Origin of the sequence: Caulobacter endophyticus (assembly GCF_029543245.1) — a bacterium.
Lineage (GTDB): Bacteria > Pseudomonadota > Alphaproteobacteria > Caulobacterales > Caulobacteraceae > Caulobacter > Caulobacter endophyticus_A.
The window spans coordinates 162,899-185,674 of the sequence record NZ_JARQWV010000002.1; the positions used below are offsets into that span (position 1 = coordinate 162,899).

The following is a 22,776-nucleotide window of genomic DNA, read 5'->3' on the forward strand; positions in this document are numbered from 1 at the left end:
GGGAGTCTGGCTCCTTAGTCGATGGGGCTCCAGCGGGTCTCGACCTGCTGCACGCCGCGCTTGGGGCCGCGGAAGTCGCCGCCGCCGGCGGCCGCCTTGCCCTGGCCCTGGCCGCCGCCCTTGCCGCGACCGCCGTTGCGGCCCTCGCCACGACCCTGGGCCTGCTGGCCGCCGCCTTGGCCGCCCTTGCCCTGGGCGTTCTTGCCCTGGCCGCCGCCGTTGCGGTTGCGCTTGCGGCGCAGTTCCGACGGCACGTTGTTGCGCGGGTCGGCCTTGCGCGGGTCGACGTACTTCTCGGCCGGGGCCAGCTTGTCGGCGACGGCCGCCGCGGCCGCCAGGGCCTTGTCGTTGCGGCGGTCGAAGGACGGAATCTTCTGGCGGGTGGCCTTCTCGATGTCCTTCAGCAGGCTGCGCTCGTCGTCCGAGCAGAAGCTGATGGCGACGCCGTCCTTGCCCTTGCGGGCGGTGCGGCCGATCCGGTGGACATAGGCCTCCGGCACGTTGGGCAGCTCGTAGTTGAAGACGTGGCTGATGTCGTTGACGTCGATGCCGCGGGCGGCGATGTCGGTCGCCACCAGGGCCTTGACCTCACCGGCCTTGAAGGCCGCCAGGGCGCGCTCGCGCTGGCCCTGGGTCTTGTCGCCGTGGATCGAGGCGCTCTCGATGCCGGCGGCGGTCAGGTACTTGGCCACCCGGTCGGCGCCGCGCTTGGTGCGGGTGAAGACGATGGCGCGCTCGACGCTGCGGTCGGCCAGCAGTTCGGCCAGCAGCGGACGCTTGCGCTGGGCCTCGACATAGATCAGCGACTGCTCGATGCGCTCGACCGTGGTGGCCTGCGGGGTGATCGAGACCTGGGCCGGGTTCTTCAGCAGTTCGCCGGCCAGCTTGCCGATCTCGCCGGGCATGGTGGCCGAGAAGAACAGGTTCTGGCGGTCCTTGGGCAGCTGGCTGGCGATCTTGCGGATCGGCACCACGAAGCCGAGGTCGAGCATCTGGTCGGCCTCGTCGAGGACGAAGATCTCGACGCCGCCCAGGGTGGCGCTCTTCTCGCCCAGGTGGTCCATCAGGCGGCCCGGGGTGGCGACCAGCACGTCGACGCCGCCGGCCAGGGCGCGCATCTGCGGGCCGTACTTCACGCCGCCATAGACGGTGGCGACCGACAGGCCCAGGTGCGCGGCGTAGGCCTTGAAGTTCTCGGCGATCTGGGTGGCCAGTTCGCGGGTGGGGGACAGGACCAGGCAGCGGAAGCCGCGGCGCGGGGCCGGACGGCGGTCCTCGGCCAGGCGGTGCAGGATCGGCAGGGCGAAGGCGGCGGTCTTGCCGGTGCCGGTCTGGGCGATGCCCAGCAGGTCACGGCCCTTCAGCACGATCGGAATGGCCTGGGCCTGGATCGGGGTAGGCTGGGTGTAGCCCTTGTCGGTCAGAGCCTTGAGGATCGGCTTGGCCAGGCCAAGGTCGGTGAATTGAGTCACTGCGGACGTATCTTTCATACGGCCGCGAGACGGCGCGCGCGGTCCTCGCACGGCTCGCCTGGCGGCGGGTCGGTGGGGAGCGCCCCGCGTGATACGGGCGGTCTATGAGAAGCTTTCAGGGCGCTCGACAGGCTGAACCCAGAGGGGTCCGTCACGCGGCTGGAGCACCGATAGCGCCGATGGGCGCGAGGCTCATATCGTATATTGCAGGTGCGAAGTCAAGGGAGGCGCTCGGGGAGGGCCTTGGTGCGCAAGGGTTTGCGGGGGCGTGGGAGGCGCCGGCCGCAAGATGCTCCCCCTGGAGGGGGAGCTGTCGCGGAGCGACTGAGGGGGAAGTTGCTGCGGCGTTTCAGAAGCCGCTTCCCCCTCCGGCCCTTCGGGCCACCTCCCCCTTCGGGGGGAGGGTCTCGACTACCGCCGCCGCCGAGAACGCCACCACGTCCGACAGGCCGCGCGGCGCCGTCTCCACCCCCAGCAGCGCGGCGATCTCGACCGCCGGCTTGGGGCGGCTGATGAAGTAGCCCTGGATCTCGCCGCAGCCCTGGCGGCGCAGCTCGTGCAGCTGTTCCTCGGACTCCACGCCCTCGGCGGTGGTGGTGATGCCCAGGCTGGCGCCCAGGTCGAGCACGGCCTTGATGATCGCCAGGGCGTCGGCGTCGTCGAGGATGTCGCGCACGAAGGTCTGGTCGATCTTGATCTTGTCGAACGGGAAGCTGCGCAGATAGCTCAGCGAGCTGTAGCCGGTGCCGAAGTCGTCCATCGAGATGCGCACGCCCAGCGCCTTCAGGTCGTGCAGTATGGCCATGTTCGAGGCGCTGTCCTGCAGCAACACGCTCTCGGTGATCTCCAGCTCCAGGCGCTCGGCGGCCAGGCCCGAGGCGGCCAGGGCCTGGACCACGGTGGCGGCCAGGCGCCGGTCGCGGAACTGGGCGGGCGACAGGTTCACCGCCAGGCGCACGTGCTGCGGCCAGCGGGCGGCTTCGTCGCAGGCGGCGCGCAGCACCCAGTCGCCCAGGGCGCCGATCAGGCCGATCTCCTCGGCCAGCGGGATGAACTCGCCGGGCGAAACCATGCCCCGCTCGGGATGGAACCAGCGCAGCAGGGCCTCGCAGCCGGTGACGCGGTCGGCCTCCAGGTCGAACAACGGCTGGTAGAACAGCTCGAACTGGCCTTCGGACAGCGCCTTGCGCAGATCCAGCTCCAGGGCGCGGCGGGCCTGAAGCTGCTCGTCCATGGCGCGTTCGAAGAAGTGGAAGGTGCCCTTGCCGTCGGCCTTGGCGCGATAGAGGGCCATGTCGGCCTTCTTCAGCAGCTCGTCGCAGTCCAAACCATCGTCGGGCGAGACGGCGACGCCGACGCTGCCGCCGATCACCACCTGGTGGCCCAGCAGGTCGAACGGCGCCTCCAGGGCCTCGACGATGCGGGCGGCCAGGCGCGTGGCGCCGGAAAGGTCGGTCAGGCCCATCTGTACCACGGCGAACTCGTCGCCGCCCAGGCGGGCCACGGTGTCGCCGTCGCGCACGCAGGCCCGCAGGCGCTCGGCGGCGGCCTTCAGCAAGGCGTCGCCGACGGGGTGGCCCAGGGTGTCGTTGACCACCTTGAAGCGGTCCAGGTCGACGCAGTGCACGGCCACCAGGTCTTCGCGGCGCGCGGCGCGGGCCAGGGCGTCCGACAGGTCCTTGTGGAACAGCAGGCGGTTGGGCAGCTCGGTCAGCGGGTCGTAGTGGGCCAGGCGGGCGATCTGGGCCTCGGCCCGCTTGCGCTCGGCGATGTCTTCCGAGACGCCCAGCAGGTATTCGGGACGGCCCTCGGCGTCGAGGATGGCGATCTTCTTGGTGCGCAGGATGGCGGTGGAGCCGTCCTTGCGGGGGATCAGGTCCTCCTCGATGACCTTGACCTCGCCCGAGCGCACCACCTCGGCGTCGCGGGCGTGATAGATCGCCGCCTGCACCGGATCGAAGAAGGCCTCGTCGGTGCGGCCGATCATCTCCTCGCGGCTGTAGCCCAGGATCTTCTCGCCGGCGCGGTTGAGCAGGACGTAGCTCTGGTCGGAGGCGCGCTTGACGAACACCATCGACGGGATGGCCTCGACCACGGCGGTCATGAAGGTGCGGGCGCGCTCCTCGTCGGCCTTGGCGTCGGCCAGGGCGTCGAGGTTGCGGCGGTTAGTCTCGCTGGCGGCCTGCAAGAGCCCGATGACGGTGCCCACGCCCAGATAGCGCCCGCCGTCGGTGACGATGAAGCCGCGCAGCAGGTCGCTGGCCCGGTAGGACAGGCTGTCATTGGTGAAGGCGGCCAGTTCGACCTCGGCCTCGACCACCAGCGGCTCGCGGTCCATCAGCACTTCGATCGGGCGGTTGGCGTAGAGGGCGCGGCCGTACTCGGCGGCCATGCGCAGGAAGAAGGCGTTGCGTTCGACCAGGCCCACGGGGCGGTCGTCGGCGTCCAGCACCGGGATGATCAGGGTGTCGGGCTCCTCGCGGAACCGCTCGTAAAGCGTCTTGCCGAGGTCTTCCGCCCGCGCCGGGGCCAGGGAAGAAACGGTGTCGCGCAGGGTGAACATCGGGAATACGCCTCCACTCGCGAGGGTGAATGGCGGTTTCACACCTAACGAGGTGCTAAACTTGACCGTGAGGACTATCGGTTTCGCGAAAACTTCACGGCTGCGTCACAGTCATTTCGGGCGCGTTTACTGTGACGGCGCCGCGCGAATACTCAGTGGGCTGACGATCGCGATTTGCGCGCCCCGCGGCATGGTCAAGTCGGGTCGCAAGGCCTAGTTAGGGCCCGTCCGAGGAGTACCCCCAATGCCCAGTTCCCTGCCGCTTCGCCATTTCCTGCTGGCTCTCGCGGTGGTGGCGGTGTGGGGGACCAACTTCGTGGTCATCCGCCAGGCGCTGAACCACCTGCCGCCGCTGACCTTCGCGGCCCTGCGCTTCACCTTCGTGCTGCTGCCGCTGGTGTTCTTCGTCAAGAAGCCGGCGGTGTCGTGGCTCAATCTGGCCGGCTACGGCCTGCTGATCGGGGCGGGGCAGTTCGGCCTGCTGTTTGTGGCCATGAAGGGCCACATCTCGCCGGGTCTGGCCTCGCTGATCCTGCAGACCCAGGTGTTCTTCACCATCGCCCTGGCCATGCAGATCAATCGCGAGCGGGTGCGGGGCTTCCAGGTGGTCGCCCTGCTGCTGGCGATCGCCGGGATCCTGATCATCGCCCTGCACGGCGGCGGTTCGGCCACGCCGCTGGGCGTCACGCTGGGCCTGCTGGCGGCCCTGAGCTGGGGCTGCGGCAACATCGTCGCCCGCCAGGCCGGCCCGGTGAACATGCTGGGCTACGTGGTCTGGGCCAGCCTGTTCTCGATCCCGCCGCTGGTGGTCATGGCCCTGTGGCTGGAAGGCTGGCCGGCCATGGTCAAGGGCGTGGTCCATGCCGACCTCGGCACCTGGCTGGCCGTCGTCTGGCAGGCGGTGGGCAACACCATGTTCGGCTACGGCGCCTGGGGCTGGCTGCTGGCCCGCCATCCGGCCGCCACCGTCACGCCGATGGCCCTGCTGGTGCCGGTGTTCGGCATGAGCGCCTCGGCCCTGCTGCTGGGCGAGGGGCTGCCGGCCTGGAAGCTGCTGGCGGCGGGCCTTGTCCTGGCCGGCCTGGCGGTCAACATGCTGTGGCCTAAGATCCGGGCGCTGCGGGCGGCGCCGGCGGCCTGACGGGGAGGGGCGATGCTGCGCAGAAGGTTCATGGCTCTGTTTGCGGCGTTGGCCTGTGGGCCCCGCGCGCTCGCCAGCTCGTTCGGCGACAACTTCGTTCCGGTGTTCTTCTCCGGTGACACGGCCGAGCTGGACGTCGAGGCGTTGAAGGTCCTGGCGCGGGTTCCGGCGCAGTACGCCGCCTCGCGATGGAGCGGCGGCGAGAGGCCGATCGTCATTTCCGGCCATGTGGATGGTGATGAGCTTGGAAGGGGCTTGCGGAAGCTGGCCCTCGAGCGGGCGAAGGCGGTGGCCGATCATCTGGCCCAGGCAGGACTTTCGCGCGCGCTTTTTCGGCTGGAGGCGCCGTTGAAGCCACCCATGTCCACGAGAGGCGTCGAGCCGCGCAATCGCACGGCGCATGTCTTTTGGTAGTGGCCTGGCGTCAGGTGGCGTTCGTCCGGCCTTCGTCGTGAAGCCCCGGTGTCGCGGCGGGTCAGCTCTTGAAATGGCGCCGCCGTCCCGGCATCGAGGCGGCGTTCCTTTTCCGAGTGACCGTCCATGACCTCCGCCCGCTACGATTTCGCTTCCGACAATGTCGCCGGCGCCATGCCCGAGGTGATGGAGGCGCTTGTCTCCGCCAACGCCGGCACGGCGTCGGGTTACGGGACCGACCATGTCAGCCAGGCGGCGGGCGACCGGATCCGCGCCGCGCTGGACGCCGACGCCGAGGTCAAGTTCATGCCGTCGGGCACGGCGGCCAACGCCTTCGCCCTGACCCTGCTAGCCTCACCCCACGAGGCCGTGCTGGCCCACGAGCACGCCCACATCTGCACCGACGAAACGGGCGCGCCGGGCTTCTTCGGCCAGGGCGTGGGCCTGATCGGCCTGCCGGGCGCCTCGGGCAAGATCGAGGTCGCCGCGCTGGAGGCGGCGCTGGGCGAGCCCGACGTCTCCTACCGCCAGCCGGCCGCAGCCCTGTCGCTGACCACGGCCACCGAGTACGGCACGGTCTATTCTGAAGCCGCCCTCAAGGCCCTGATCGATCCGGCCAGGGCCAAGGGCTATGGCGTGCACCTGGACGGCGCGCGGCTGGCCAACGCCGTGGCGGCGGGCTTCGACCTGAAGGCGGTGGGGCGCCTGGGCGTCGACATTCTGGTGATGGGCGGCACCAAGGCCGGCTCGACCCCGACCGAGGCGGCGGTGTTCCTGAACCCCGACCATCGCCGCCGCCTGGACGCGCGGATCAAGCACGCCGGCCAACTGGTCTCCAAGGGACGCTTCCTGGCCGCCCCGTGGCTGGGGCTGCTGGGCGAAAACGGCGACACCGGCCCCTGGGCGGCCCGCGCGGCGCACGCCAACGCCATGGCCCGCAAGCTGGCCGACCTGATGCCCTATCCGATCGCCCATCCGGTCGAGGCCAACGGGATCTTCGTGACCATGAGCGACGCGGCGCTGGAGCGGCTGCGCGGCGAGGGCTGGTTCGTCTACCGCTTCCTCGACGGCTCGGCGCGCTTCATGTGTTCGTGGGCGACGACGAGCGAGATGGTCGAGGAGCTGGGCGCGGCGCTGAAGCGCGTGGCGGTGGTGGAGGGGGTGTAGAAATCCTCCCCCTGAAGGGGGAGGTGGCCCGTAGGGCCGGAGGGGGAAGCGGCCTCTGAGCCGCAGCAGTAACTTCCCCCTCAGTCGCTGAGTTTATCCTCGGGCCGGCCTGCGGCCGGACCCGGGGGCGACAGCTCCCCCTTCAGGGGGAGCATCTTTTCTACCCCTCGAAATATCGCTCCACCTGCTCGGCCCAGCCGTAGGAGGTCTTCGACAGCTGGTCGCGGTCGTAGGCGGGGCTGTCCTTGAAGCGGTCCTTCGACAGGTCGGTGGCGTAGGCCTGGGCCTTGTCGTCGAAGGTCAGCATCCGCCAGGGCAGGGGGTGGTACTTGCCTCCGGTGAACAGGCCCGACGGCTCGACGGCGACATAGCGGCCGATCCCGGCGTCGCGGTCGACGAAGACCTCGCGGATGACGCCCAGCTTGTGGCCCTTGGGATCGGTGACCGCGACCCCGATCAGGTCGCCGCTCTTCACCAGCCGATCGTCCAGCGACATGGCGTTCCTCCTTGGCAATGCTCTCTGGGCAACGTTCGTCGCGCGCAGGGAGTTGCCAGGCTGGGCAAAGCCCGCGATGGATCGGGCATGACCATCGCCGCACCGCCCACCGACCGCCCCATCGTCCTGGTCGCCGCCGCCGCCCTGATCGACGTCGACGGGCGGGTGCTGATCTGCCAGCGCCCTGAGGGCAAGTCGCTGGCCGGCCTGTGGGAGTTTCCGGGCGGCAAGGTCGAGAAGGGCGAGGCGCCCGAGGAGTGCCTGATCCGCGAACTGCACGAGGAGCTGGGCATCACGGTGGCCCAGGCGTGTCTGGCGCCCTTCGTCTTCGCCTCGCACACCTACGAGAAGTTCCACCTCTTGATGCCGCTCTATCTGCTGCGGCGCTGGGAGGGGCTGGTCACGGCCAAGGAGCACAAGGCCATGGCCTGGGTGAAGCCCGACAAGTTGTCGGACTACGAAATGCCGCCGGCCGACATTCCCCTGGTCGCCTGGCTGCGGGACGTGCTTTAACTCAGACAAATCGCGCGAAGGCGCGAAGCGTTTGAGGAAACGACCGTGACGAACTTCGACCCCCAGCCTTCGCGACGCATTCTTCTAGCCGGCGCGGGGGCCCTGGGTCTGAGCGGCGTTGCGGGCGGCGCGCAGGCGGCGGAGGCCGCGCCGCTGCTCAATCCCATGGTGCGCCAGCGGGCCGACGCCCAGGTCTTCAAGCACACGGACGGCTACTACTACCTGACCGGCTCAGTGCCCGAGTACGACCGCCTGATCGTGCGCCGCTCGCGCACCCTGGCGGGCCTGGCGACCGCGCAAGAGGCGGTGATCTGGCGGCGGCCGACCGAGGGCAAGCTGGGCGGCTACATCTGGGCGCCCGAACTGCACTGGATCGACGGCGCCTGGCACATGTATTTCGCTGCCGGCGACAAGGGCCAGCCGTTCCGCATCCGCACCTACGTGCTGCGCTGCCAGGGCAGGAACGCCCTGACCGGAAGCTGGAGCCTGCTGGGCGAGGTTGCGACCCCTTGGGACAGCTTCAACCTCGACTCCACGATCTTCCACCACAAGGGCGTGCGCTGGTTCTGCTGGGCGCAGAAGGAGCCGGGGATCGAGACCAACAGCAACCTCTACCTCGCGCCGCTGGCCACGCCGCTGACCCTGGGCCGGCCGCCGGTGCGCCTGACCGTGCCGACGCTGGACTGGGAGGTGCGCGGCTTCAAGGTGGCGGAGGCGCCGGCCGTGCTGATCCGCAACGGCAAGGTCTTCATCGCCTACTCCGCCAGCGCCACCGACGACCGTTACTGCCTGGGCCTGCTGACCGCCGACGCGAACGCCGACTTGATGGCGCAGGCCTCGTGGGCCAAGTCGCCGGTCCCGGTGTTCGTCTCGTCGGAGGAAACCGGCGTCTGGGGACCCGGCCACAACTCCTTCACCGTCGACGAGCAGGGCCGCGACGTCCTCGTCTTCCACGGCCGCGACTACAAGACGATCAAGGGCAATCCGCTGTTCGACCCCAACCGCCACACGCGGGTGCAGCGCCTCTACTACAAGCCCGACGGAACGCCCGATTTCGGCGTGCCGGCCGGGGCGGGCGAGATCCCCGACCGCCTGTCGCCGCTGAACCGGCCGGGCGCGTTCCTGCGCGTCGAGGGCGATGTCGTGAGCGTAGGCGAGGGCGCGCTGGCGACCACGCAGGTGCGCCTGAAGGCCGGGGCCGGCGGCGCGGTGCGGCTGGAGCCGATCCTGCGGCCAGGCCAGGCGCTGGGGGTCAGGTCGGGCGAGGTTGTGGTCGCACCAGGCGACGAGGCCATCCCCTTCAAGCGCGTGCGGGGTCTGGCGGGCGGCAAGGGCGTGTCGTTCCAGACCCCGGGCGGCGGCTACCTGATGTACCGCGACGGCGCGATGCTCGTCGCGGTGGCGACCGACGCCAAGGCGCGTGCGGCGGCGACTTGGCTGGTCAGCTGACGGAGCGGGAACGGCGCGCGGCGAGCGTCATCGCGCCCACCACGCAGGCGCTAAACAGCAGGCCCTCCAGCGCGCCGGTCAGCACCAGGCTGATCGGCCCCAGGCCCTGCTCGCCCAGCAGTGCGCCGATAACGTCGAGGCGCAGGCGCGAGCCGGGGAAGCTGTCGGACAGCAGGTCCAGGCTGCCGGCCATCAGGCGTCCGCCCAGCAGGGTGACGACGGCGCCGGCGATCGCGCCGCACAGGCCGGCCAGGGCCATGCCGCGCCGCAGGCTCCGCTGACGCGCCAGACCCGCGCCGAGGCCGACCGCCGCGCCGATCGCCAGGCCTTCGAAGGCGCCGGCGATGCCGCCCGGCGCGCGGCCCAGCAGCAGATTGAAGGCGTCCAGACCCAGAAGCTTGAAGGCCGCGCCGATCAGCAGGCCGCCGATCGCGCCGCCGACGGCGTCTCGCCACCAGGGGCCGGGCGCGCGCCTGGAAATGGCGATCCCGAAGCCAACGCCCAGGCCGCCGGCCAGGCCCACCAGCACGCACAGGATCAGCATGACCAGCAGCACCGAGGCCGCGCCGGCCTGCGAGGCCTGGGCCGCGCCGGCGAAACCGTAGGCGATCCCGCCGATCGCGCCCGCCGCGCCGCCGCCGCCGGTCCCGGCCGCGCCCAGCAGCAGGGTGGAGGTCCAGGCGGGCCTGACGGCCGCTTGCGCTTGCGTCGCGGAGGCGACGACGGCGTCCCGCTCAAGTTGCTCGACCGGCGCCACGAAACGGTAGCCATGCTTGGGCACGGTGGCGATGAAACGCGGGGCGGCGGCGGGGTCGTCGAGCAGGCGGCGCAGGGTGCGCACGCACTGGGTAAGGGCTTCGTCGGTGACCGGAACGCCGGCCCAGACCTCGTCGAGGAACCGCTCCTTGCTGACCAGCCGCCCCTCCTCGCGGACCAGCAGGGCCAGGGCGTCGAGATAACGGGCGTTGAGCGCCAGGGTCTCGCCGTCACGGGTCAGCCGGCGGTCATCGAGATCGAGGGTGAAGCGCTCGAAGCGATAGCGGCCGGGCAAGGCGGGGTCCTGGAGTAGCGGGTCGCGGGGAGTATGCACGGGAAGGGGCGTGGCTCCAGACCCTCCCCCTGAAGGGGGAGGTGGCCCGGAGGGCCGGAGGGGGAAGTTTCTGCTGACGATGAGGCGGCGGCGGGCTCACAGGCCACGTCCCCCTCCGTCGGCTTCGCCGACACCTCCCCCTTCAGGGGGAGGGTCTTAAGACCCCGCCTTGTCGCCCGCCGGTTGCTCCTTCACCCCCAGCGCGTCGGCCAGGCGCATCTTGGCCGAGCCGGGGCGCAGGGGCTTTTGCTGGCTGTCGTGGGGCGCCCAGCCGGTGGCGGTGACGATCTCGAAGGTGGCGGGCACGCGGCCGTCGGCCTCGGCGAAACGCTCCTGGTAGATCTCCAGCGCCCGGAACAGCAGCTTGCGGGTCAGGGGCTTGCGCGAGCGGTCCAGCAGCACGCTGGTCTCGCCCATGCGGCGCAGGTCCTGCAGCAGGGCGATGGGGTGGGCGTAGCGCACCTTGACCCGGTCGACGTCGGCCACCGGCAGGGTGAAGCCGGCGCGTTGCAGCAGGCCCGCGGCGTCCACCGTGTCGGCGAAGGGCGAGACGCGCATGGAGACGCCGCCGGCGATCTCGTCCTCGGCGGCCATCAGCGACTGGCGAAGCTCGGTCAGGGTGGCCCCGCCGAACAGCGCGCCGATGAACAGGCCGTCGGGCCTCAGGGCGCGGCGGATCTGGATCAGGGCGCCCACCAGGTCGTTGGTCCAGTGCAGGGCGAGGGTCGAGACCACGAGATCCAGCGTCTCGTCGCCGAACGGCAGGCGCTCCTCGTCGGCGACCACCGTGGCGCCGCCGCGCCCGGCCAGCATCCGGGCCGACAGGTCGGTGTCGATCAGGAGGTCGATCTTGCCGGCCGCGTCGCTTTCCGACAGCGCCGCGCGGAAAGCGCCGTCTCGGCTTCCGAGATCGACGGCGACCGGAAACTCCCGCAGGATCGCCTCAAGCCGCATGACCGCGTCACCCGCGGCGCGCGCCTTGAGGAAGCCGGCCTGGCCGAAGTGCGGCGCGGCGCGATCGAGGCGGGCCCGCAGAAGGTCGCGGTCGAAGAGGAGGGGCGAACTGGTCATGCGGGCGGAACATGGCGATTCCTTCTCCCGATGGAAACCCGGGCCACGTCTTATGGGGCTCGGACGCGGTCTTCTGGACCTGATCCTGCCGCCACGGGCCTTCGATGGCGAGCCGGCCCTAACGCCGGGCCTTGCGGCCGGAGCGTGGAGTCGTATCGCCTTTCTCGATGGACCGGTCTGCGACGGCTGCGGCGCGCCGTTTCCGTTCGACCAGGGCGAGCCGCTGTGCGCCCTGTGCCTGGCGCGGCCCAGGGCCTTCGCGCGGGCCAGGGCCGCCTGCCTCTATGACGAACATTCCCGCGACCTCGTCCTGAAGCTCAAGCACGCCGATCGCACCGACCTGTCGGCCCTGTTCGCCCGCTGGATCTCGCGCGCCGCGCCCGACCTGCTGGAGGCCGCCGACGCGGTGGTTCCGGTGCCGATGCACCGCACGAGGCTTCTGCGCCGCCGCTACAACCAGGCCGCCGAGATCGCCCGGCCGCTGGCCCGTGCGGCGGGGCGGCCCTACCTGGCCGACGCCCTGGTGCGAAAGCGCGACACCGCCAGCCAGGGCGGCAAGTCGGCCGACGGCCGTCGCCGCAACGTCGCCGCCGCCTTCGCCGTGCCCGAGGCCAAGCGGCCCCTGGTCGAGGGAAAACGGGTGCTGCTGGTCGACGACGTGCTGACCACGGGGGCCACGGCGGAGGGCTGCGCGCGAGCTCTTCTGGCGGCCGGAGCATCGGCTGTCGATCTGACTGTCGTCGCGCGCGTTACAGAAATGAGAAGCCGTCCTATATGAGGGCGGGAATCCAACCCTTTGGAACCGAAATGGCCAAGGTCACCATCTACACCCGTCCCTTCTGCGGCTACTGCGCCCGCGCCCTGAAGCTGCTCAACGACAAGGGCGCCGACTTCACCGAGATCGAAGCCGGCATGGACCCCAAGCTGCGTCAGGAAATGATGGACCGCTCGGGCCGCAACACCTTCCCGCAGATCTTCGTGGGCGAGCAGCACATCGGCGGCTGCGATGACATGATGGCCCTCGAGCGCGAGGGCAAGCTGGACGGTCTTCTCGCCGCATGAGCCCGTCCGCGCCCCTGCGAGTCGGCCTGGTCCAGACCCGCACGCCCGCGACTCACGAAGCGGCGCTGGCCCATGTGGCCCCGCTGGTGCGTGAAGCGATCGGGCAGGGCGCGCGCTTCGTGCTGACGCCGGAGTGCACCAACGTCCTGCAGAAGGACCGCGCCAGGCTGCTGCCGACGCTGACGGCGCTGGAGGACGATCCGGTGGTGGGTGGCCTGCGGGCCATCGCCGCCGAGACCGGAACCTGGATCGACGTCGGCTCGGCCCTGGTGCTGCGCGAGGACGGCAAGGCTGCGAACAGGCAGGCCGTCCTCGACCCGACTGGCGCGATCGTCGCCACCTACGACAAGCTGCACATGTTCGACGTGCAGCTGCCCAACGGTGAGACGGCGAAGGAATCGGCGACCTACACCCCCGGCGAGCGGGCGGTGGTGGTCGACACGCCCCTGGCCGCCTTCGGCCTGACCATCTGCTACGACATGCGCTTTCCGGCCCTGCACCGGGCCCTGGCCCTGGCGGGGGCCAAGGTGATCACGGCGCCGGCCGCATTCACCCGTCCGACGGGCGAGGCTCACTGGGAGGTGCTGCTGCGCGCCCGGGCCATCGAGACCGGCTCGTTCGTGATCGCCGCCGCGCAAGGCGGTTTCCACGAGGACGGGCGCGGCACCTGGGGACGCTCGATCGCCATCGGTCCGTGGGGCGAGGTGCTCGGCAAACTCGATCACGACGAGCCGGGCGTGCTGATCGCCGACCTCGACCTTTCCGCCGCCGACAAGGCCCGCGCGGCCATCCCGGTCCTGGCCAACGCCCGTGCATTCACGGGTCCCTGACCCCATATCCGTAAGGCCATGATCAAGTACGCGCTCGCCTGTGACCACGCGCACGAGTTCGAAGGCTGGTTCGGCTCGTCCAGCGACTATGACGACCAGGCCGCCCGCGGCCTCGTCGAATGCCCGGTGTGCGGTTCGACCGGCGTGCGCAAGCAGATCATGGCCCCGGCCGTTGCAGGGACGAAGGCCCAGCGCTCGGCCCCCGAGCCCGACGCCCGCATGCGCGAGATGATGATGACAGCCATGAGCGAGGTGCGCCGCGAGGTCGAGGAGAACTTCGACTATGTCGGCGACCGCTTCGCCAAGGAGGCCCGCGACATCCACGAGGGCAAGTCCGAGGAACGCGGCATCTACGGCGAGGCCTCGCCCAAGGAGGTCAAGAGCCTGCTGGAGGACGGCGTCAGGATCGCCGCCCTGCCGCCCGCGCCGCCGAAGAAGACGGATGTGAACTGAACCTCGCCAACCCAATGCTCGTCATCCCGGCCGAAGCGCGCAGCGCGTAGAGCCGGGACCCAGGGGCCGCCGCTATGCGCCGGCAAGTGTTGGGGCGGACAGCCCAGCCGCCGCGCCCAGTCCCCCTGGGTCCCGGATAAGCCCTGAGGGCTTTCCGGGATGACGATAGAGGCGCGTGCGGCTAGCCCAGCTTTTCCTTGAAGAACGCCAGGGTGCGGCCGTTGGCCGTCTCGGCGTCGGTCTTGTCGTAGTGATTGCCGCCGGGGCGGGCGAAGGCGTGGTTACGGCCGGGATAGACGTGGACCTCGACGTTCGGGCGGCCGGCCAGAGCCTCGACGATGGTCGCGCGGGCTTCCGGGCCGATGAACTCGTCCTCGCCGGCCAGGTGCATCAGCAGCGGGGCCTTCACGCCGTCCGCCTCGCCGACATAGCGCTCGGTGCCGCCGCCGTAATAGGCCACGGCCGCGTCGGGCGCGCCGCGGGCCGCGCCGAGAAAGGTCATCAGCCCGCCCAGGCAGTAGCCCGTGAGGCCCACCTTGCCGTTTCCACCCTTGATGCCGCGAGCGGCCTCGACCGTCTTGAGCACGTCGACCGCGCCCTGGTCGAAGTCGTAGGCGGTGTAGATGTCGATGGCCTTCTTCCAGTTCTCCTCGCTGTTCTCCGACATCGAGAGGCCCGGCTCGACGCGCCAGAAAAGGTCGGGGCAGACGGCGATGAAGCCCTGCACGGCGTATTCGGCGGCGATCAGGCGGATGCCGGCGTTGACGCCGAAGATCTCCTGCACGACCACGACGACCGGCGCGGGCCCGCTGGTGTCGGGGCGCACGACCAGGGCCTGGAAGCTTCCGTCGTTGGTCTGGATGGTCAGGCTCTCGGCCATGGTCGTGCTCCTCGCGGCTGCGTGGGCGGACCATGGCGCGCGGCGGGACGGCGGGCTTGAACGATGTGGCTCCGCATCGGGCGTGGATCGACCGATCGGTTCAAGCTTTCACGAAAAAGCCCGCCCCCGAGGGGGCGGGCCATCCGACCAAAGCAGCAGGCTCCGCTTAGCGGTAGCGGTACTCGTAGTGGCAGTTCTTCTTGGAATTCTTCTTGGCGATCTGGTTGCCGGCCACCGCGCCGACCACGCCGCCGAGGATCGCGCCCTCGGTCTTGGCGCCGTTGCCGGCCACGGCCGCGCCGAGCGTGCCGCCGGTCAGGCCGCCGATCACCGTGCCCTTGTTGCGCGCCTTCTTGGTGCTCTTGCAGACGAGCACGCGTTCGCGGCGCTGCTGGGCTTCGGCGGCGGTGACGGCGACGGTGGAGGCGGTGAAGGCGAGGCTCACCGCGACGATCAAGGTTTTCATCTGGACGCGCATGGCGACCTCCGTTTGAGAGCGTTTGTTCTGTGTCCCTTGAAGGGAATAACGCCGAATCTCCGTGTCGGTTCTATGTCGGGCGCCCGACGCGGAGCTCGGCTTTAAGGTCAGCCTTCGAGGCGATAGCGGTTTTCGCTGTCGGGGCAGACGCGGACATAGCGGGTCTCGGTGCGGCCCTGGTACTCGGTCTGGGCCGGCGCCAGGCGGCACTTGCGCTCGCTGTAGCGGTTCCATTCCGAATAGCCGCCGGCCCGGTCGCGATACTCGGCGCTTTCGCGATAGGGCACGGTGTCCTCGTAAGACCAGTACTGACCACGGGTGTCGCAACGGGCCTTGGCGGCCGAGTTGCCGATCGCCGCGCCGACGCCTGCGCCGGCCAGGGCCCCGAGCACGGCGCCCTCGGTGCGGGCGTTGCGGGCGGCCACGTTGGAACCGATCACCGCGCCGGCCAGAGCGCCGATCACGCCGCCGGCGGTGGCGTTGCGCTTGGCGTCGTCGCGGCACGGGTCGGCATAGCCGCCAGACAGCCCCGAGCCGCCGGCATAGGCCGGGGGCGGCGGACCGTCGTCCCAGCGTCCGGCTTCATTGGGGTAGCGGCGGTCATAGGATCCACGGCCGTAGCGGCGGTCGTAGTCGTCGCGGGCCCGCTCATAGGCGGCGCGGTCGGCCTCCCACTGACGGCGCTGGGCGTCGTAGTCGTCGGCGTAGCGGTTGTCGTAGCCGCTGGTGTCGTAGCGGCGGGCCTCGTCCGGGTAGCGGCGGTCATAGGCGCCGCGGCCGTTGCGGGCGTCGTAGCGGTCACGGGCGCGCTCGTAGGCGGCGCGATCGGCCTCGAACTGGCGCTGCTCGCCATAATAGTCGTTGCTGGTCGGGTAGGCTGGCGTGCGCCAGCGGCGGGCCTCGTCGGGATAGCGCCGGTCATAGGCGCCCGAGCCATAGCGACGGTCGTAGTCGCTGCGCGCCCGATCATAGGCGGCGCGGTCGGCGTCGTACTGGGCCTGGCGGCTGTCGTAGTCGGCCCGGCGGGCCTCGTAGGACGAGCGCTGCTCCTCATAGGTGCGCAGCTGCTGCTGGTAGCCGGCGTCCTGAGCCAGCGCGGGCGCGGCCGTGCTGATGGCGACGGCGCCGGCCATCAGCCAAGCCATGCGGCGGGAAGTCATGGGGAAGTCTCCGTTCCGACGAACGAACCGACATCCCGCCCCACAAGACGCCGGTTCGGGTTCAAAGTCCCTGCGGCGGAATAAGCCTTGGCGAAGGCCAAGGTTCCCGAAAGCGGTGGATCAGTCGTTCAGCCAGGTGACGGCGAAGCGATCGCCCGTCCAGACGGCGACGGCCAGCGACGCTTCTTCCGTGCCGAACGCGAGGGCGGGGGCCTTCAGCTCGACCTTGCGCGGCTCGTCGGCGGCGCAGGGCGCGCCCACGTCCTTGGCGCAGGTGGTGGGGTAGGTTCCGGCCGGCTGGGCGGCGATGAAGAAGCCGGCGGTGTCGGCCACCATGGTGATGGTCTCGACCTTGCCCGGCGCCGCGCCGCGCTCGACCACCAGCATGTGGGCCCCGCCGCGCGGCTCCAGCCGCGCCTGGTCGGCCTTGCCGTCCCCATCGAAATCCCCGGCCAGGGTGGGCAGGGCGGCGGCGAGGGCGAACAGCAGGACGGACATGCGGGTACTCCGAGGGCTACAGCCGGAGGTTGGCTTTTGGCGGGGCGCCGTCAAGCCTCTTTCACGGCCGAACGCAGGTCGGTGCGCGCGAAGTCGTCGCCCTTGTAGAGCAGGGCGCCGCCGCCGTGGGTGACGGCGAGGGCGTAGGCGAAGCAGTCGCCGAGGTTCAGCTTGGCGGGCGTATGGCGGCCGAAGCGAACGAAGGCCTCGATGGCGAGGCGTACCTGTTCGGCGTCGGCGGGATGGATCTCGATCCGCAGCGCCCGGAGGAGGTGTTCGGCTTCCCGCCGTCCGATCTCTCCTCTGGAGACCTCGGCCTTGGCCAACATTTCCCAGTAGTTGACGGCCGACATCGCGTGGCCGTCCTGTTCGACATGAAGCCTGGCGGCGAATTCGACGGCTTCCGGTTCGCCCAGCAGTATGGCGACGATCGCGGAGGCGTCGACGACGATCAACGCGGCAGGCCGTCGGCGTCGTAGAAGTCTGCGTCGGATGGCATGGGCGCTCGTTCGGGGAGGGCCCTGAAGCGGGCCGCGATCCGCGCGACCTCGTCGAGATCCACGGAGGGCGCACGCGGTTGGTCGGCCCGATCCCGCTCCAACGTCGCGAGCACCGCCGCGTCGATGGCCTCCGACAGGCTGCCGCCGCGCCGACGTGCAAGCTCGCGGACATGGTCCACGACCCGGCTTTCGATCTCGATGGTCTCGAACTTGGTCATCGCGGTGGGAAACATACCGCGAACCGCGTTCTGCGTCACGCCGCCGGCTTGGTGACCGTCATCATGTAGTTGATGTCGACGTCGGTGGAGCGGCTCCAGCGGCCGGTCAGCGGATTGTAGGCGACGCCGAACGGGCCGTGCATCTCGACCGGTTCGCCGGCCATGAAGGCGCGAAGCTCCTCGGGCTTGAGGAACTGCTTCCATTCGTGGGTGCCGGGCGGCACCCAGCGCAGCACGTACTCGGCGCCGATCTTCGCCAGGGCCAGGGCCTTGAGCGTGCGGTTCAGGGTGGCGACGATCATCAGGCCGCCGGGCTTGAGCAGCTGCGAGCAGGTGCGCAGGAAGGCGCCCGGATCGGCCACGTGCTCGATGACCTCCATGGTCAGCACCACGTCGAACGGGCCCGCGCCCTCGGCCAGCAGCTGCTCGGCGGTGGCGGGGCGGTAGCCGATGGCGAGGCCCTGCTCGGCGGCGTGGGCCGCGGCGGTCTTGATGTTGTTTTCCGAGGCGTCGATGGCCGTGACCGAGAAGCCCAGGCGGGCCATCGGCTCGGACAGCAGGCCGCCGCCGCAGCCGATGTCGATCAGGGACAGGCCCTCGAACGGGGCGCGGTCATTGCCGTCGCGGCCGAAGCGCTCCAGCGCCTGCTCGCGGATGAAGGCCAGCCGGCAGGGATTGAACACGTGCAGCGGCGCGAACTTGCCTTTCGGGTCCCACCACTCGGCGGCGATCGCCGAGAACCGCGCCACGTCGGCGGGGTCGATGCTCCAGTTGGGCGTGCTTCCTGCGGTGTCGGGGGCGGCGCTGGTCATGGCCCGGTATCTAGCACGGCCAATTTTTCGCGCCATGCTGCGAGAAAAAAGACACCTGCGCGACATTGCCGTTGCGCCGAGGCCCCGCTAGAAGGCGCGGGCTTGCGCGGAAGGATGGGTTCCGGCCGCGCAGGCGCAAGAAAAAACCGCTTTGGTTCGAGGATTTAGAGACGTGTCACGTCTGGTGATGAAGTTCGGCGGCACCTCGGTGGCCGACCTGGAGCGCATCCGCCGGGTGGCGCGCCTGGTCGCCGCGGAAGTCGCCACGGGCAAGCAGGTCGCCGTCGTCGTTTCCGCCATGTCGGGCAAGACCAACGAACTGGTCGCCTGGACGGACGGAGCCGGCCGCGCCGCCGCTGGCCTGCCGGAGTCTGACGACGAGTACGACGCCGTCGTGGCGTCGGGCGAGCAGGTGACCGCCGGCCTTTTGGCCATGACCCTGCGCAACATGGGCCACAAGGCCCGTTCGTTCCTGGGCTGGCAGGTTCCGATCATCACTGACGAGGCCCACGGCCGCGCCCGGATCGAGGAAATCCCGCCCGAGAACCTGGAAGAGTGCTTCGAGGCCGGCGAGATCGCCGTCATCGCCGGCTTCCAGGGCGTGACGCCCAAGCGCCGCATCACCACGCTGGGCCGTGGCGGTTCTGACACCAGCGCCGTGGCCATCGCCGCCGCGGTGAAGGGCGCCTGCGACATCTACACCGACGTGGACGGGGTCTACACCACCGACCCCCGGATCGAGAGCAAGGCCAAGCGCCTGGCCAAGATCAGCTACGAAGAGATGCTGGAAATGGCCTCGCTGGGGGCCAAGGTGCTGCAGACCCGTTCGGTCGAGATGGCCATGGCCCATCGCGTCCCGGTGCGGGTGCTGTCGAGTTTCGTCGAGCCGGGCGAAGCCCCGGGCCAAGGTACGATCGTCTGCGACGAGGAAGAAATCATGGAAAAGCGCATCGTCTCGGGCGTCGCCTACAGCCGCGACGAAGCCAAGATCACCCTGCTGGGCCTGCCCGACCATCCGGGCGTGTCCTCGGCCATCTTCGGCCGCCTGGCCGACGCCAACGTCAATGTCGACATGATCGTGCAGTCGCGCGCCCGCAGCGCCGACACCGCCAACATGGAGTTCACCGTCGGCAAGCGTGACGCCACGCGCGCCCTGGAGATCGTCCGCGGCGCGCAGGCCGAGATCGGCTTCGAGGACGTGGCCGTCAACGAGGACGTGGCCAAGGTGTCGGTGATCGGCGTCGGCATGCGTTCGCACGCCGGCGTCGCCCAGTCGATGTTCGCGGCCCTCGCCGAGAAGAACATCAACATCCAGGTCATCTCGACCTCGGAGATCAAGATCTCGGTCCTGATCGACGCGGCCTATACCGAGCTGGCCGTCCGCGCCCTGCACGCCGTGTACGGCCTGGACCAGCTGTAAGGATACCGGCTCCCTCGAACCCGAGCGGTTCGAGGGAGCCGATCGTTGCCTAAACGTCGTGCTCTGACGTTATGGAAGGCGCACCAGCCTTCGAGAGTCCCATGCCCGACGTCTTCAAGTTCGATCCCGCCGCCAAGACGGTGACCTTCCACGGCGACGCCGGGCTCGAGCTGCTCTACGACCTGCTCCTGCGCGCCAAGTTCGGAGACGGCTACGAGAAGCCGCTCTTGATCAGTCCCTGGCTGGCGGCCCTGCTGCGCCAGCTGGACCAGGCCCTGCCCGACGACGGCCAGTGGTTCCCCGAAAAGCCCGGCCAGCCGATCTTCGACACCGACGACCTGCTGGCCATGGGCGACGCCGTCATCGAGGAAGGCCACACGGTCGGCTGGTGGACCATGACCGAGCCGGAAAAGCGCGACTACCTGCGCAACGTCATCGCCGCCCCGCATCCTCTGACCGACCTGCAGGTCGAGTTCATCGAGAGCGACATCGACGCGGCCCTTCAGCAGGCCCGGCGCCTGGTCATGGACGCCGAGGAGCCCCTGGCCCTGCCCGGGCACGGCTGACCCCATTTTGCTTTCCTGGGCCTCGTGCCCAGGATCCATCGTCCCGCCGCTTCTGATATCGGCGCCCTTGGCTACCACGCGGGCGGAAAGCGTCCGGCGGCTCACAGTCTGGCGCGACCATGGGCCCTAGGCACAAGGCTAGGGAAGCGGGACTTTTGTCGTCGTGGAGGGTGGGACGTCTCTATTCCCGGCGCTACAACACCACCATGGGTCACGACCTGAACGCCCCCGCGGAGCTGTCCTTCCGGCGCTACAGCGTCGAGGCGATCTCGCACGCCCACGACTTCGACCAGATCGTGCTGCCGCGTCGCGGCGTGCTGGAAATCGAGATCGACGGCAAGGGCGGGCGGGTCGATCCGGGCAGCGCCGCGGTGATCCCGCCGGGCACGCGCCATGTCTGCGCCGCCGACGGCGAGAACCTGTTCGTGGTGGCCGACATCGGCGCCTCTCTCATGGCGCCGTTCGAGCGCCTGCGCGAAAAGCCGTTCGCCAACGTCACCAGCCCGGTGCGCGGCCTGCTGTCGTTCCTGGCGGGCGAGGCGCCGGGCGGCATCGACGACGGCGTCGCGGGCCTGTGGACGCCGCTGCTGCTGCGGGGCCTGTCGAGCGGTCCGATCGCCGTCGATCCGCGCCTGGCCCGCGCCGCGGCGATGATCGAGGCCCGCTACCACCAGCCGCTGACCGTCCGGGATCTGGCCGCCGAGGCCGGGATGAGCCAGAGCCGTTTCTTCGACCGCTTCGCCGCCGCCTACGGCGCGACCCCGCACGCGGCCCTGACCGACGCCCGGCTGCGGGCCGCCCAGCACCTGCTGGACGATCCGACCCTCTCGGTGGCGGAAATCGCTCTGCGCACTGGCCACGGCGACCAGAGCACGCTGACGCGGCGGATGAAGGCCGTCCTGGGCGTCACGCCGGCGGCCTGGCGCAAGGGGCGCCGCTAGGAGCCTTCGCCCGATCTTCGGGAGTTTTCGCCAAAGCCACGGCTTCGCGCGCCTGCTAGGTCCGGCCCCATGATCAGTCCCCGGAACCTTTTGCTCGGCCTCGTCTACGGCCTCTTCGCCGGCGCCCTGTGGGGCGGGGTGTTCCTGGCCCCGAAGCTCTTGGACGCCTTCACGCCGCTGCAGATGACCGCCGGGCGCTACATCGCCTATGGCCTGGCGGCCGCCGTGCTGTTGGCGCCGACGTGGAAGTCGGTGATGGCCCGGATGGACGCCCGCGACTGGCGCGACCTGGCTGGGCTGAGCCTGCTGGGCAACCTTGTCTACTATGTGGGCCTGTCGATCGCGGTGCAGACGGCGGGCGTTGCCCTGGCCTCGCTGATCATCGGCCTGCTGCCGGTGACCATCACCCTGATGGGCGCGAAGAAGGGGGAGGGCACGCCCCTGAAGTCCCTGGCTGGGCCGCTGGCCCTGATCGTCGCCGGCGGGGTGTGCATCAACGTGGCGGTGTTCACTTCCCCATCCGGCGCGCCGGTTGGCAAGCTGATCCTGGGCGTTGCGGGCGCTGCCCTGGCCCTGGCGGTGTGGACCGTCTACGCCGTCTGGAACGCCCGGCGCCTGGCCGCCACGCCGAAGTTCAACAGCCACGAATGGTCGTTGCTGACGGGCCTAGCCACGGGGCTGCTGTCGCTGGTGCTTGTGGTCCCGGCCTTCATGCTGGGCGGCGAGAGCCATCCGCCGGCCGCCTGGACCTGGTTCTGGATGGTCAGCTTCGCCGTGGCCATCGGCGCCTCGGTGATCGGCAATGGTCTGTGGAACGCCGCCAGCCGCGTGCTGCCGCTGAGCCTGTCGGGCCAACTGATCGTGTTCGAGACCCTGTTCGCACTGCTGTACGGTTTCCTGCACGAGGGCCGCTGGCCGCACCTGCTGGAGGGGGCTGCGATCGTCCTGATGCTGGCCGGGGTGATCTGGTCGGTGCGGCTGCATCGCCCGGCGGCGGTTCACGCGGCGGAGTAGGAAGGTTGTTCGAAACCTGACGCGAACATGAACGGGCGCGTTCAGACTGGGTTCAAACGGCAAGGCTCATAAAGGCCATCAACAGCGCCGCCCTCGGGATTGGCGACGCTTCTGGAACAAGGAGCACATGCCATGAAGACCTTCGGTAAGTTCAGCAAGATCGCCATCAGCGCCGCCATCGCCGGCGCTCTGGTCCTGCCCGCCTCGGCCGCCTTCGCCGGCGACCGCGGCAAGAGCAACAAGACCGAGCGGGCGATCCTGGGCGCTGTCCTGGGCGGCGCGGCCGGCGCCATGCTGGGCGACGGCGACGGCGGCGCGATCGCGGTCGGCGCCCTGGCCGGCGGCGCCATCGGCGCGGCCACCGCCACCGACAAGCGTCATCACCGCTACAGCAGCCGCTATGACGACCGCCGCCCGTACTACAGCAACAACCGCTACGGCTATAACGACCGCTACGACCGTCGCGACAACCGTCGCTACCAGGGCGATCGCTACAACACCGGCTACGACTACTACGGTCAGCGCCGCTAAAGCTTCGCCGCTGACAAGCTAGGCAGAGCGTCGCCCC

25 protein-coding genes and 2 pseudogenes are annotated in these 22,776 nt (G+C 70.0%); 15 read left to right on the plus strand and 12 right to left on the minus strand.

The window, feature by feature from the left end; all coding sequences use genetic code 11:
• Positions 1 to 14: 14 nt before the first annotated feature.
• The gene (locus tag P7A99_RS02765) at positions 15 to 1,472 is read right to left on the minus strand and encodes a DEAD/DEAH box helicase (RefSeq protein ID WP_277792413.1); all 1,458 of its coding nucleotides are present in this window, start codon (positions 1,470 to 1,472) and stop codon (positions 15 to 17) included.
• Positions 1,473 to 1,858: 386 nt separating this feature from the next.
• Positions 1,859 to 4,035 (minus strand): annotated as a pseudogene (locus P7A99_RS02770) (putative bifunctional diguanylate cyclase/phosphodiesterase); the annotation flags it as partial.
• A gap of 244 nt (positions 4,036 to 4,279) precedes the next feature.
• Between P7A99_RS02770 and P7A99_RS02775 the strand changes: the two are divergent.
• From P7A99_RS02775 to P7A99_RS02785, 3 genes are all read left to right on the plus strand, one after another.
• On the plus strand, positions 4,280 to 5,176 hold the full coding sequence (locus tag P7A99_RS02775) for an EamA family transporter (protein WP_277792414.1): 897 nt from the start codon (positions 4,280 to 4,282) through the stop codon (positions 5,174 to 5,176).
• A 30-nt stretch (positions 5,177 to 5,206) separates the two neighbouring features.
• Positions 5,207 to 5,590, plus strand: a complete 384-nt coding sequence (locus tag P7A99_RS02780) for a hypothetical protein (protein ID WP_277792415.1) — start codon at positions 5,207 to 5,209, stop codon at positions 5,588 to 5,590.
• Between the two features lie 126 nt (positions 5,591 to 5,716).
• Positions 5,717 to 6,757, plus strand: a complete 1,041-nt coding sequence (locus P7A99_RS02785; protein WP_277792416.1) for a beta-eliminating lyase-related protein — start codon at positions 5,717 to 5,719, stop codon at positions 6,755 to 6,757.
• A 160-nt stretch (positions 6,758 to 6,917) separates the two neighbouring features.
• On the opposite strand, the gene P7A99_RS02790 is transcribed toward P7A99_RS02785, so the two are convergent.
• Entirely contained in the window at positions 6,918 to 7,253 is a 336-nt protein-coding gene (locus P7A99_RS02790; protein WP_277792417.1) for a PRC-barrel domain-containing protein, read from the minus strand.
• Between the two features lie 87 nt (positions 7,254 to 7,340).
• Between P7A99_RS02790 and P7A99_RS02795 the strand changes: the two genes are divergently transcribed.
• On the plus strand, positions 7,341 to 7,766 hold the full coding sequence (locus P7A99_RS02795) for a (deoxy)nucleoside triphosphate pyrophosphohydrolase (RefSeq protein WP_277792418.1): 426 nt from the start codon (positions 7,341 to 7,343) through the stop codon (positions 7,764 to 7,766).
• Between the two features lie 45 nt (positions 7,767 to 7,811).
• Entirely contained in the window at positions 7,812 to 9,215 is a 1,404-nt protein-coding gene (locus P7A99_RS02800) for a glycoside hydrolase family 43 protein (RefSeq protein WP_277792419.1), read from the plus strand.
• Here P7A99_RS02800 and P7A99_RS02805 read toward each other — a convergent pair.
• Positions 9,208 to 10,266 (minus strand): winged helix-turn-helix domain-containing protein, encoded by a 1,059-nt coding sequence (locus P7A99_RS02805; protein ID WP_277792420.1) that lies wholly within the window; start codon positions 10,264 to 10,266, stop codon positions 9,208 to 9,210. The genes P7A99_RS02800 and P7A99_RS02805 overlap by 8 nt on opposite strands.
• A 195-nt stretch (positions 10,267 to 10,461) precedes the next feature.
• Entirely contained in the window at positions 10,462 to 11,376 is a 915-nt protein-coding gene (locus P7A99_RS02810) for a methyltransferase domain-containing protein (RefSeq protein ID WP_277792421.1), read from the minus strand.
• Positions 11,377 to 11,428: 52 nt separating this feature from the next.
• Here P7A99_RS02810 and P7A99_RS02815 point away from each other — a divergent pair, with 52 nt between their 5' ends.
• The 5 genes and pseudogenes from P7A99_RS02815 to P7A99_RS25170 form a co-directional block, all read left to right on the plus strand.
• Entirely contained in the window at positions 11,429 to 12,154 is a 726-nt protein-coding gene (locus P7A99_RS02815) for a ComF family protein (RefSeq protein ID WP_277792422.1), read from the plus strand.
• A 29-nt stretch (positions 12,155 to 12,183) separates the two neighbouring features.
• A complete protein-coding gene (gene grxC / locus P7A99_RS02820) occupies positions 12,184 to 12,438 on the plus strand; it encodes a glutaredoxin 3 (RefSeq protein ID WP_101718258.1) in 255 nt (84 codons plus the stop codon).
• Entirely contained in the window at positions 12,435 to 13,268 is an 834-nt protein-coding gene (locus P7A99_RS02825) for a carbon-nitrogen hydrolase family protein (protein ID WP_277792423.1), read from the plus strand. Before grxC ends, P7A99_RS02825 begins: the two co-directional genes overlap by 4 nt.
• Before the next feature lie 18 nt (positions 13,269 to 13,286).
• The gene (locus tag P7A99_RS02830; RefSeq protein ID WP_277792424.1) at positions 13,287 to 13,721 is read left to right on the plus strand and encodes a DUF1178 family protein; all 435 of its coding nucleotides are present in this window, start codon (positions 13,287 to 13,289) and stop codon (positions 13,719 to 13,721) included.
• A gap of 13 nt (positions 13,722 to 13,734) precedes the next feature.
• Positions 13,735 to 13,861, plus strand: a pseudogene (locus P7A99_RS25170) (hypothetical protein); the annotation flags it as partial.
• Between the two features lie 41 nt (positions 13,862 to 13,902).
• Here the strand turns inward: P7A99_RS25170 and P7A99_RS02835 are convergent.
• The 7 genes from P7A99_RS02835 to ubiG all read right to left on the minus strand — a co-directional run bounded on the left by P7A99_RS02835 (position 13,903) and on the right by ubiG (position 18,267).
• On the minus strand, positions 13,903 to 14,601 hold the full coding sequence (locus P7A99_RS02835; protein ID WP_277792425.1) for a dienelactone hydrolase family protein: 699 nt from the start codon (positions 14,599 to 14,601) through the stop codon (positions 13,903 to 13,905).
• Positions 14,602 to 14,767: 166 nt separating this feature from the next.
• On the minus strand, positions 14,768 to 15,079 hold the full coding sequence (locus P7A99_RS02840) for a glycine zipper 2TM domain-containing protein (RefSeq protein ID WP_277792426.1): 312 nt from the start codon (positions 15,077 to 15,079) through the stop codon (positions 14,768 to 14,770).
• 107 nt (positions 15,080 to 15,186) lie between these two features.
• Positions 15,187 to 16,239, minus strand: coding sequence for a glycine zipper 2TM domain-containing protein (locus P7A99_RS02845; RefSeq protein ID WP_277792427.1), 1,053 nt, complete (start codon positions 16,237 to 16,239; stop codon positions 15,187 to 15,189).
• Between the two features lie 120 nt (positions 16,240 to 16,359).
• Positions 16,360 to 16,737 carry a hypothetical protein gene (locus P7A99_RS02850; protein ID WP_277792428.1) on the minus strand — a complete coding sequence of 126 codons (378 nt, stop codon included), beginning with the start codon at positions 16,735 to 16,737 and terminating at the stop codon, positions 16,360 to 16,362.
• Between the two features lie 50 nt (positions 16,738 to 16,787).
• Positions 16,788 to 17,192: a type II toxin-antitoxin system VapC family toxin gene (locus P7A99_RS02855; RefSeq protein ID WP_277792429.1), complete on the minus strand. Its 405-nt coding sequence runs from the start codon at positions 17,190 to 17,192 to the stop codon at positions 16,788 to 16,790.
• On the minus strand, positions 17,189 to 17,455 hold the full coding sequence (locus tag P7A99_RS02860; protein WP_277792430.1) for a type II toxin-antitoxin system VapB family antitoxin: 267 nt from the start codon (positions 17,453 to 17,455) through the stop codon (positions 17,189 to 17,191). Before P7A99_RS02860 ends, P7A99_RS02855 begins: the two co-directional genes overlap by 4 nt.
• A gap of 35 nt (positions 17,456 to 17,490) precedes the next feature.
• Complete coding sequence (ubiG, locus tag P7A99_RS02865) at positions 17,491 to 18,267, minus strand: bifunctional 2-polyprenyl-6-hydroxyphenol methylase/3-demethylubiquinol 3-O-methyltransferase UbiG (RefSeq protein WP_277792431.1); 777 nt, start codon at positions 18,265 to 18,267, stop codon at positions 17,491 to 17,493.
• A 172-nt stretch (positions 18,268 to 18,439) separates the two neighbouring features.
• Here ubiG and P7A99_RS02870 point away from each other — a divergent pair, with 172 nt between their 5' ends.
• The 5 genes from P7A99_RS02870 to P7A99_RS02890 all read left to right on the plus strand — a co-directional run bounded on the left by P7A99_RS02870 (position 18,440) and on the right by P7A99_RS02890 (position 22,739).
• Positions 18,440 to 19,687, plus strand: a complete 1,248-nt coding sequence (locus P7A99_RS02870) for an aspartate kinase (protein ID WP_277792432.1) — start codon at positions 18,440 to 18,442, stop codon at positions 19,685 to 19,687.
• A gap of 101 nt (positions 19,688 to 19,788) precedes the next feature.
• A complete protein-coding gene (locus P7A99_RS02875) occupies positions 19,789 to 20,253 on the plus strand; it encodes a hypothetical protein (protein ID WP_101715045.1) in 465 nt (154 codons plus the stop codon).
• A 155-nt stretch (positions 20,254 to 20,408) separates the two neighbouring features.
• Positions 20,409 to 21,194 (plus strand): AraC family transcriptional regulator, encoded by a 786-nt coding sequence (locus tag P7A99_RS02880; RefSeq protein ID WP_277792433.1) that lies wholly within the window; start codon positions 20,409 to 20,411, stop codon positions 21,192 to 21,194.
• 69 nt (positions 21,195 to 21,263) lie between these two features.
• The gene (locus P7A99_RS02885) at positions 21,264 to 22,208 is read left to right on the plus strand and encodes a DMT family transporter (protein WP_277792434.1); all 945 of its coding nucleotides are present in this window, start codon (positions 21,264 to 21,266) and stop codon (positions 22,206 to 22,208) included.
• Between the two features lie 132 nt (positions 22,209 to 22,340).
• Positions 22,341 to 22,739, plus strand: a complete 399-nt coding sequence (locus P7A99_RS02890) for a hypothetical protein (protein ID WP_277792435.1) — start codon at positions 22,341 to 22,343, stop codon at positions 22,737 to 22,739.
• The last annotated feature ends 37 nt before the right edge of the window (positions 22,740 to 22,776 follow it).

What these genes read in the sequence shown, in the direction of transcription:
- P7A99_RS02775 (WP_277792414.1), top strand. Translation starts at nt 4,280, where the DNA reads ATGCCCAGTTCCCTGCCGCTTCGCCATTTCCTGCTGGCTCTCGCGGTG.
- P7A99_RS02780 (WP_277792415.1), top strand. Translation starts at nt 5,207, where the DNA reads ATGGCTCTGTTTGCGGCGTTGGCCTGTGGGCCCCGCGCGCTCGCCAGC.
- P7A99_RS02785 (WP_277792416.1), top strand. Translation starts at nt 5,717, where the DNA reads ATGACCTCCGCCCGCTACGATTTCGCTTCCGACAATGTCGCCGGCGCC.
- P7A99_RS02790 (WP_277792417.1), bottom strand. Translation starts at nt 7,253, where the DNA reads ATGTCGCTGGACGATCGGCTGGTGAAGAGCGGCGACCTGATCGGGGTC.
- P7A99_RS02795 (WP_277792418.1), top strand. Translation starts at nt 7,341, where the DNA reads ATGACCATCGCCGCACCGCCCACCGACCGCCCCATCGTCCTGGTCGCC.
- P7A99_RS02810 (WP_277792421.1), bottom strand. Translation starts at nt 11,376, where the DNA reads ATGACCAGTTCGCCCCTCCTCTTCGACCGCGACCTTCTGCGGGCCCGC.
- P7A99_RS02815 (WP_277792422.1), top strand. Translation starts at nt 11,429, where the DNA reads ATGGGGCTCGGACGCGGTCTTCTGGACCTGATCCTGCCGCCACGGGCC.
- grxC (WP_101718258.1), top strand. Translation starts at nt 12,184, where the DNA reads ATGGCCAAGGTCACCATCTACACCCGTCCCTTCTGCGGCTACTGCGCC.
- P7A99_RS02825 (WP_277792423.1), top strand. Translation starts at nt 12,435, where the DNA reads ATGAGCCCGTCCGCGCCCCTGCGAGTCGGCCTGGTCCAGACCCGCACG.
- P7A99_RS02830 (WP_277792424.1), top strand. Translation starts at nt 13,287, where the DNA reads ATGATCAAGTACGCGCTCGCCTGTGACCACGCGCACGAGTTCGAAGGC.
- P7A99_RS02835 (WP_277792425.1), bottom strand. Translation starts at nt 14,601, where the DNA reads ATGGCCGAGAGCCTGACCATCCAGACCAACGACGGAAGCTTCCAGGCC.
- P7A99_RS02840 (WP_277792426.1), bottom strand. Translation starts at nt 15,079, where the DNA reads ATGCGCGTCCAGATGAAAACCTTGATCGTCGCGGTGAGCCTCGCCTTC.
- P7A99_RS02845 (WP_277792427.1), bottom strand. Translation starts at nt 16,239, where the DNA reads ATGACTTCCCGCCGCATGGCTTGGCTGATGGCCGGCGCCGTCGCCATC.
- P7A99_RS02850 (WP_277792428.1), bottom strand. Translation starts at nt 16,737, where the DNA reads ATGTCCGTCCTGCTGTTCGCCCTCGCCGCCGCCCTGCCCACCCTGGCC.
- P7A99_RS02860 (WP_277792430.1), bottom strand. Translation starts at nt 17,455, where the DNA reads ATGACCAAGTTCGAGACCATCGAGATCGAAAGCCGGGTCGTGGACCAT.
- ubiG (WP_277792431.1), bottom strand. Translation starts at nt 18,267, where the DNA reads ATGACCAGCGCCGCCCCCGACACCGCAGGAAGCACGCCCAACTGGAGC.
- P7A99_RS02875 (WP_101715045.1), top strand. Translation starts at nt 19,789, where the DNA reads ATGCCCGACGTCTTCAAGTTCGATCCCGCCGCCAAGACGGTGACCTTC.
- P7A99_RS02885 (WP_277792434.1), top strand. Translation starts at nt 21,264, where the DNA reads ATGATCAGTCCCCGGAACCTTTTGCTCGGCCTCGTCTACGGCCTCTTC.
- P7A99_RS02890 (WP_277792435.1), top strand. Translation starts at nt 22,341, where the DNA reads ATGAAGACCTTCGGTAAGTTCAGCAAGATCGCCATCAGCGCCGCCATC.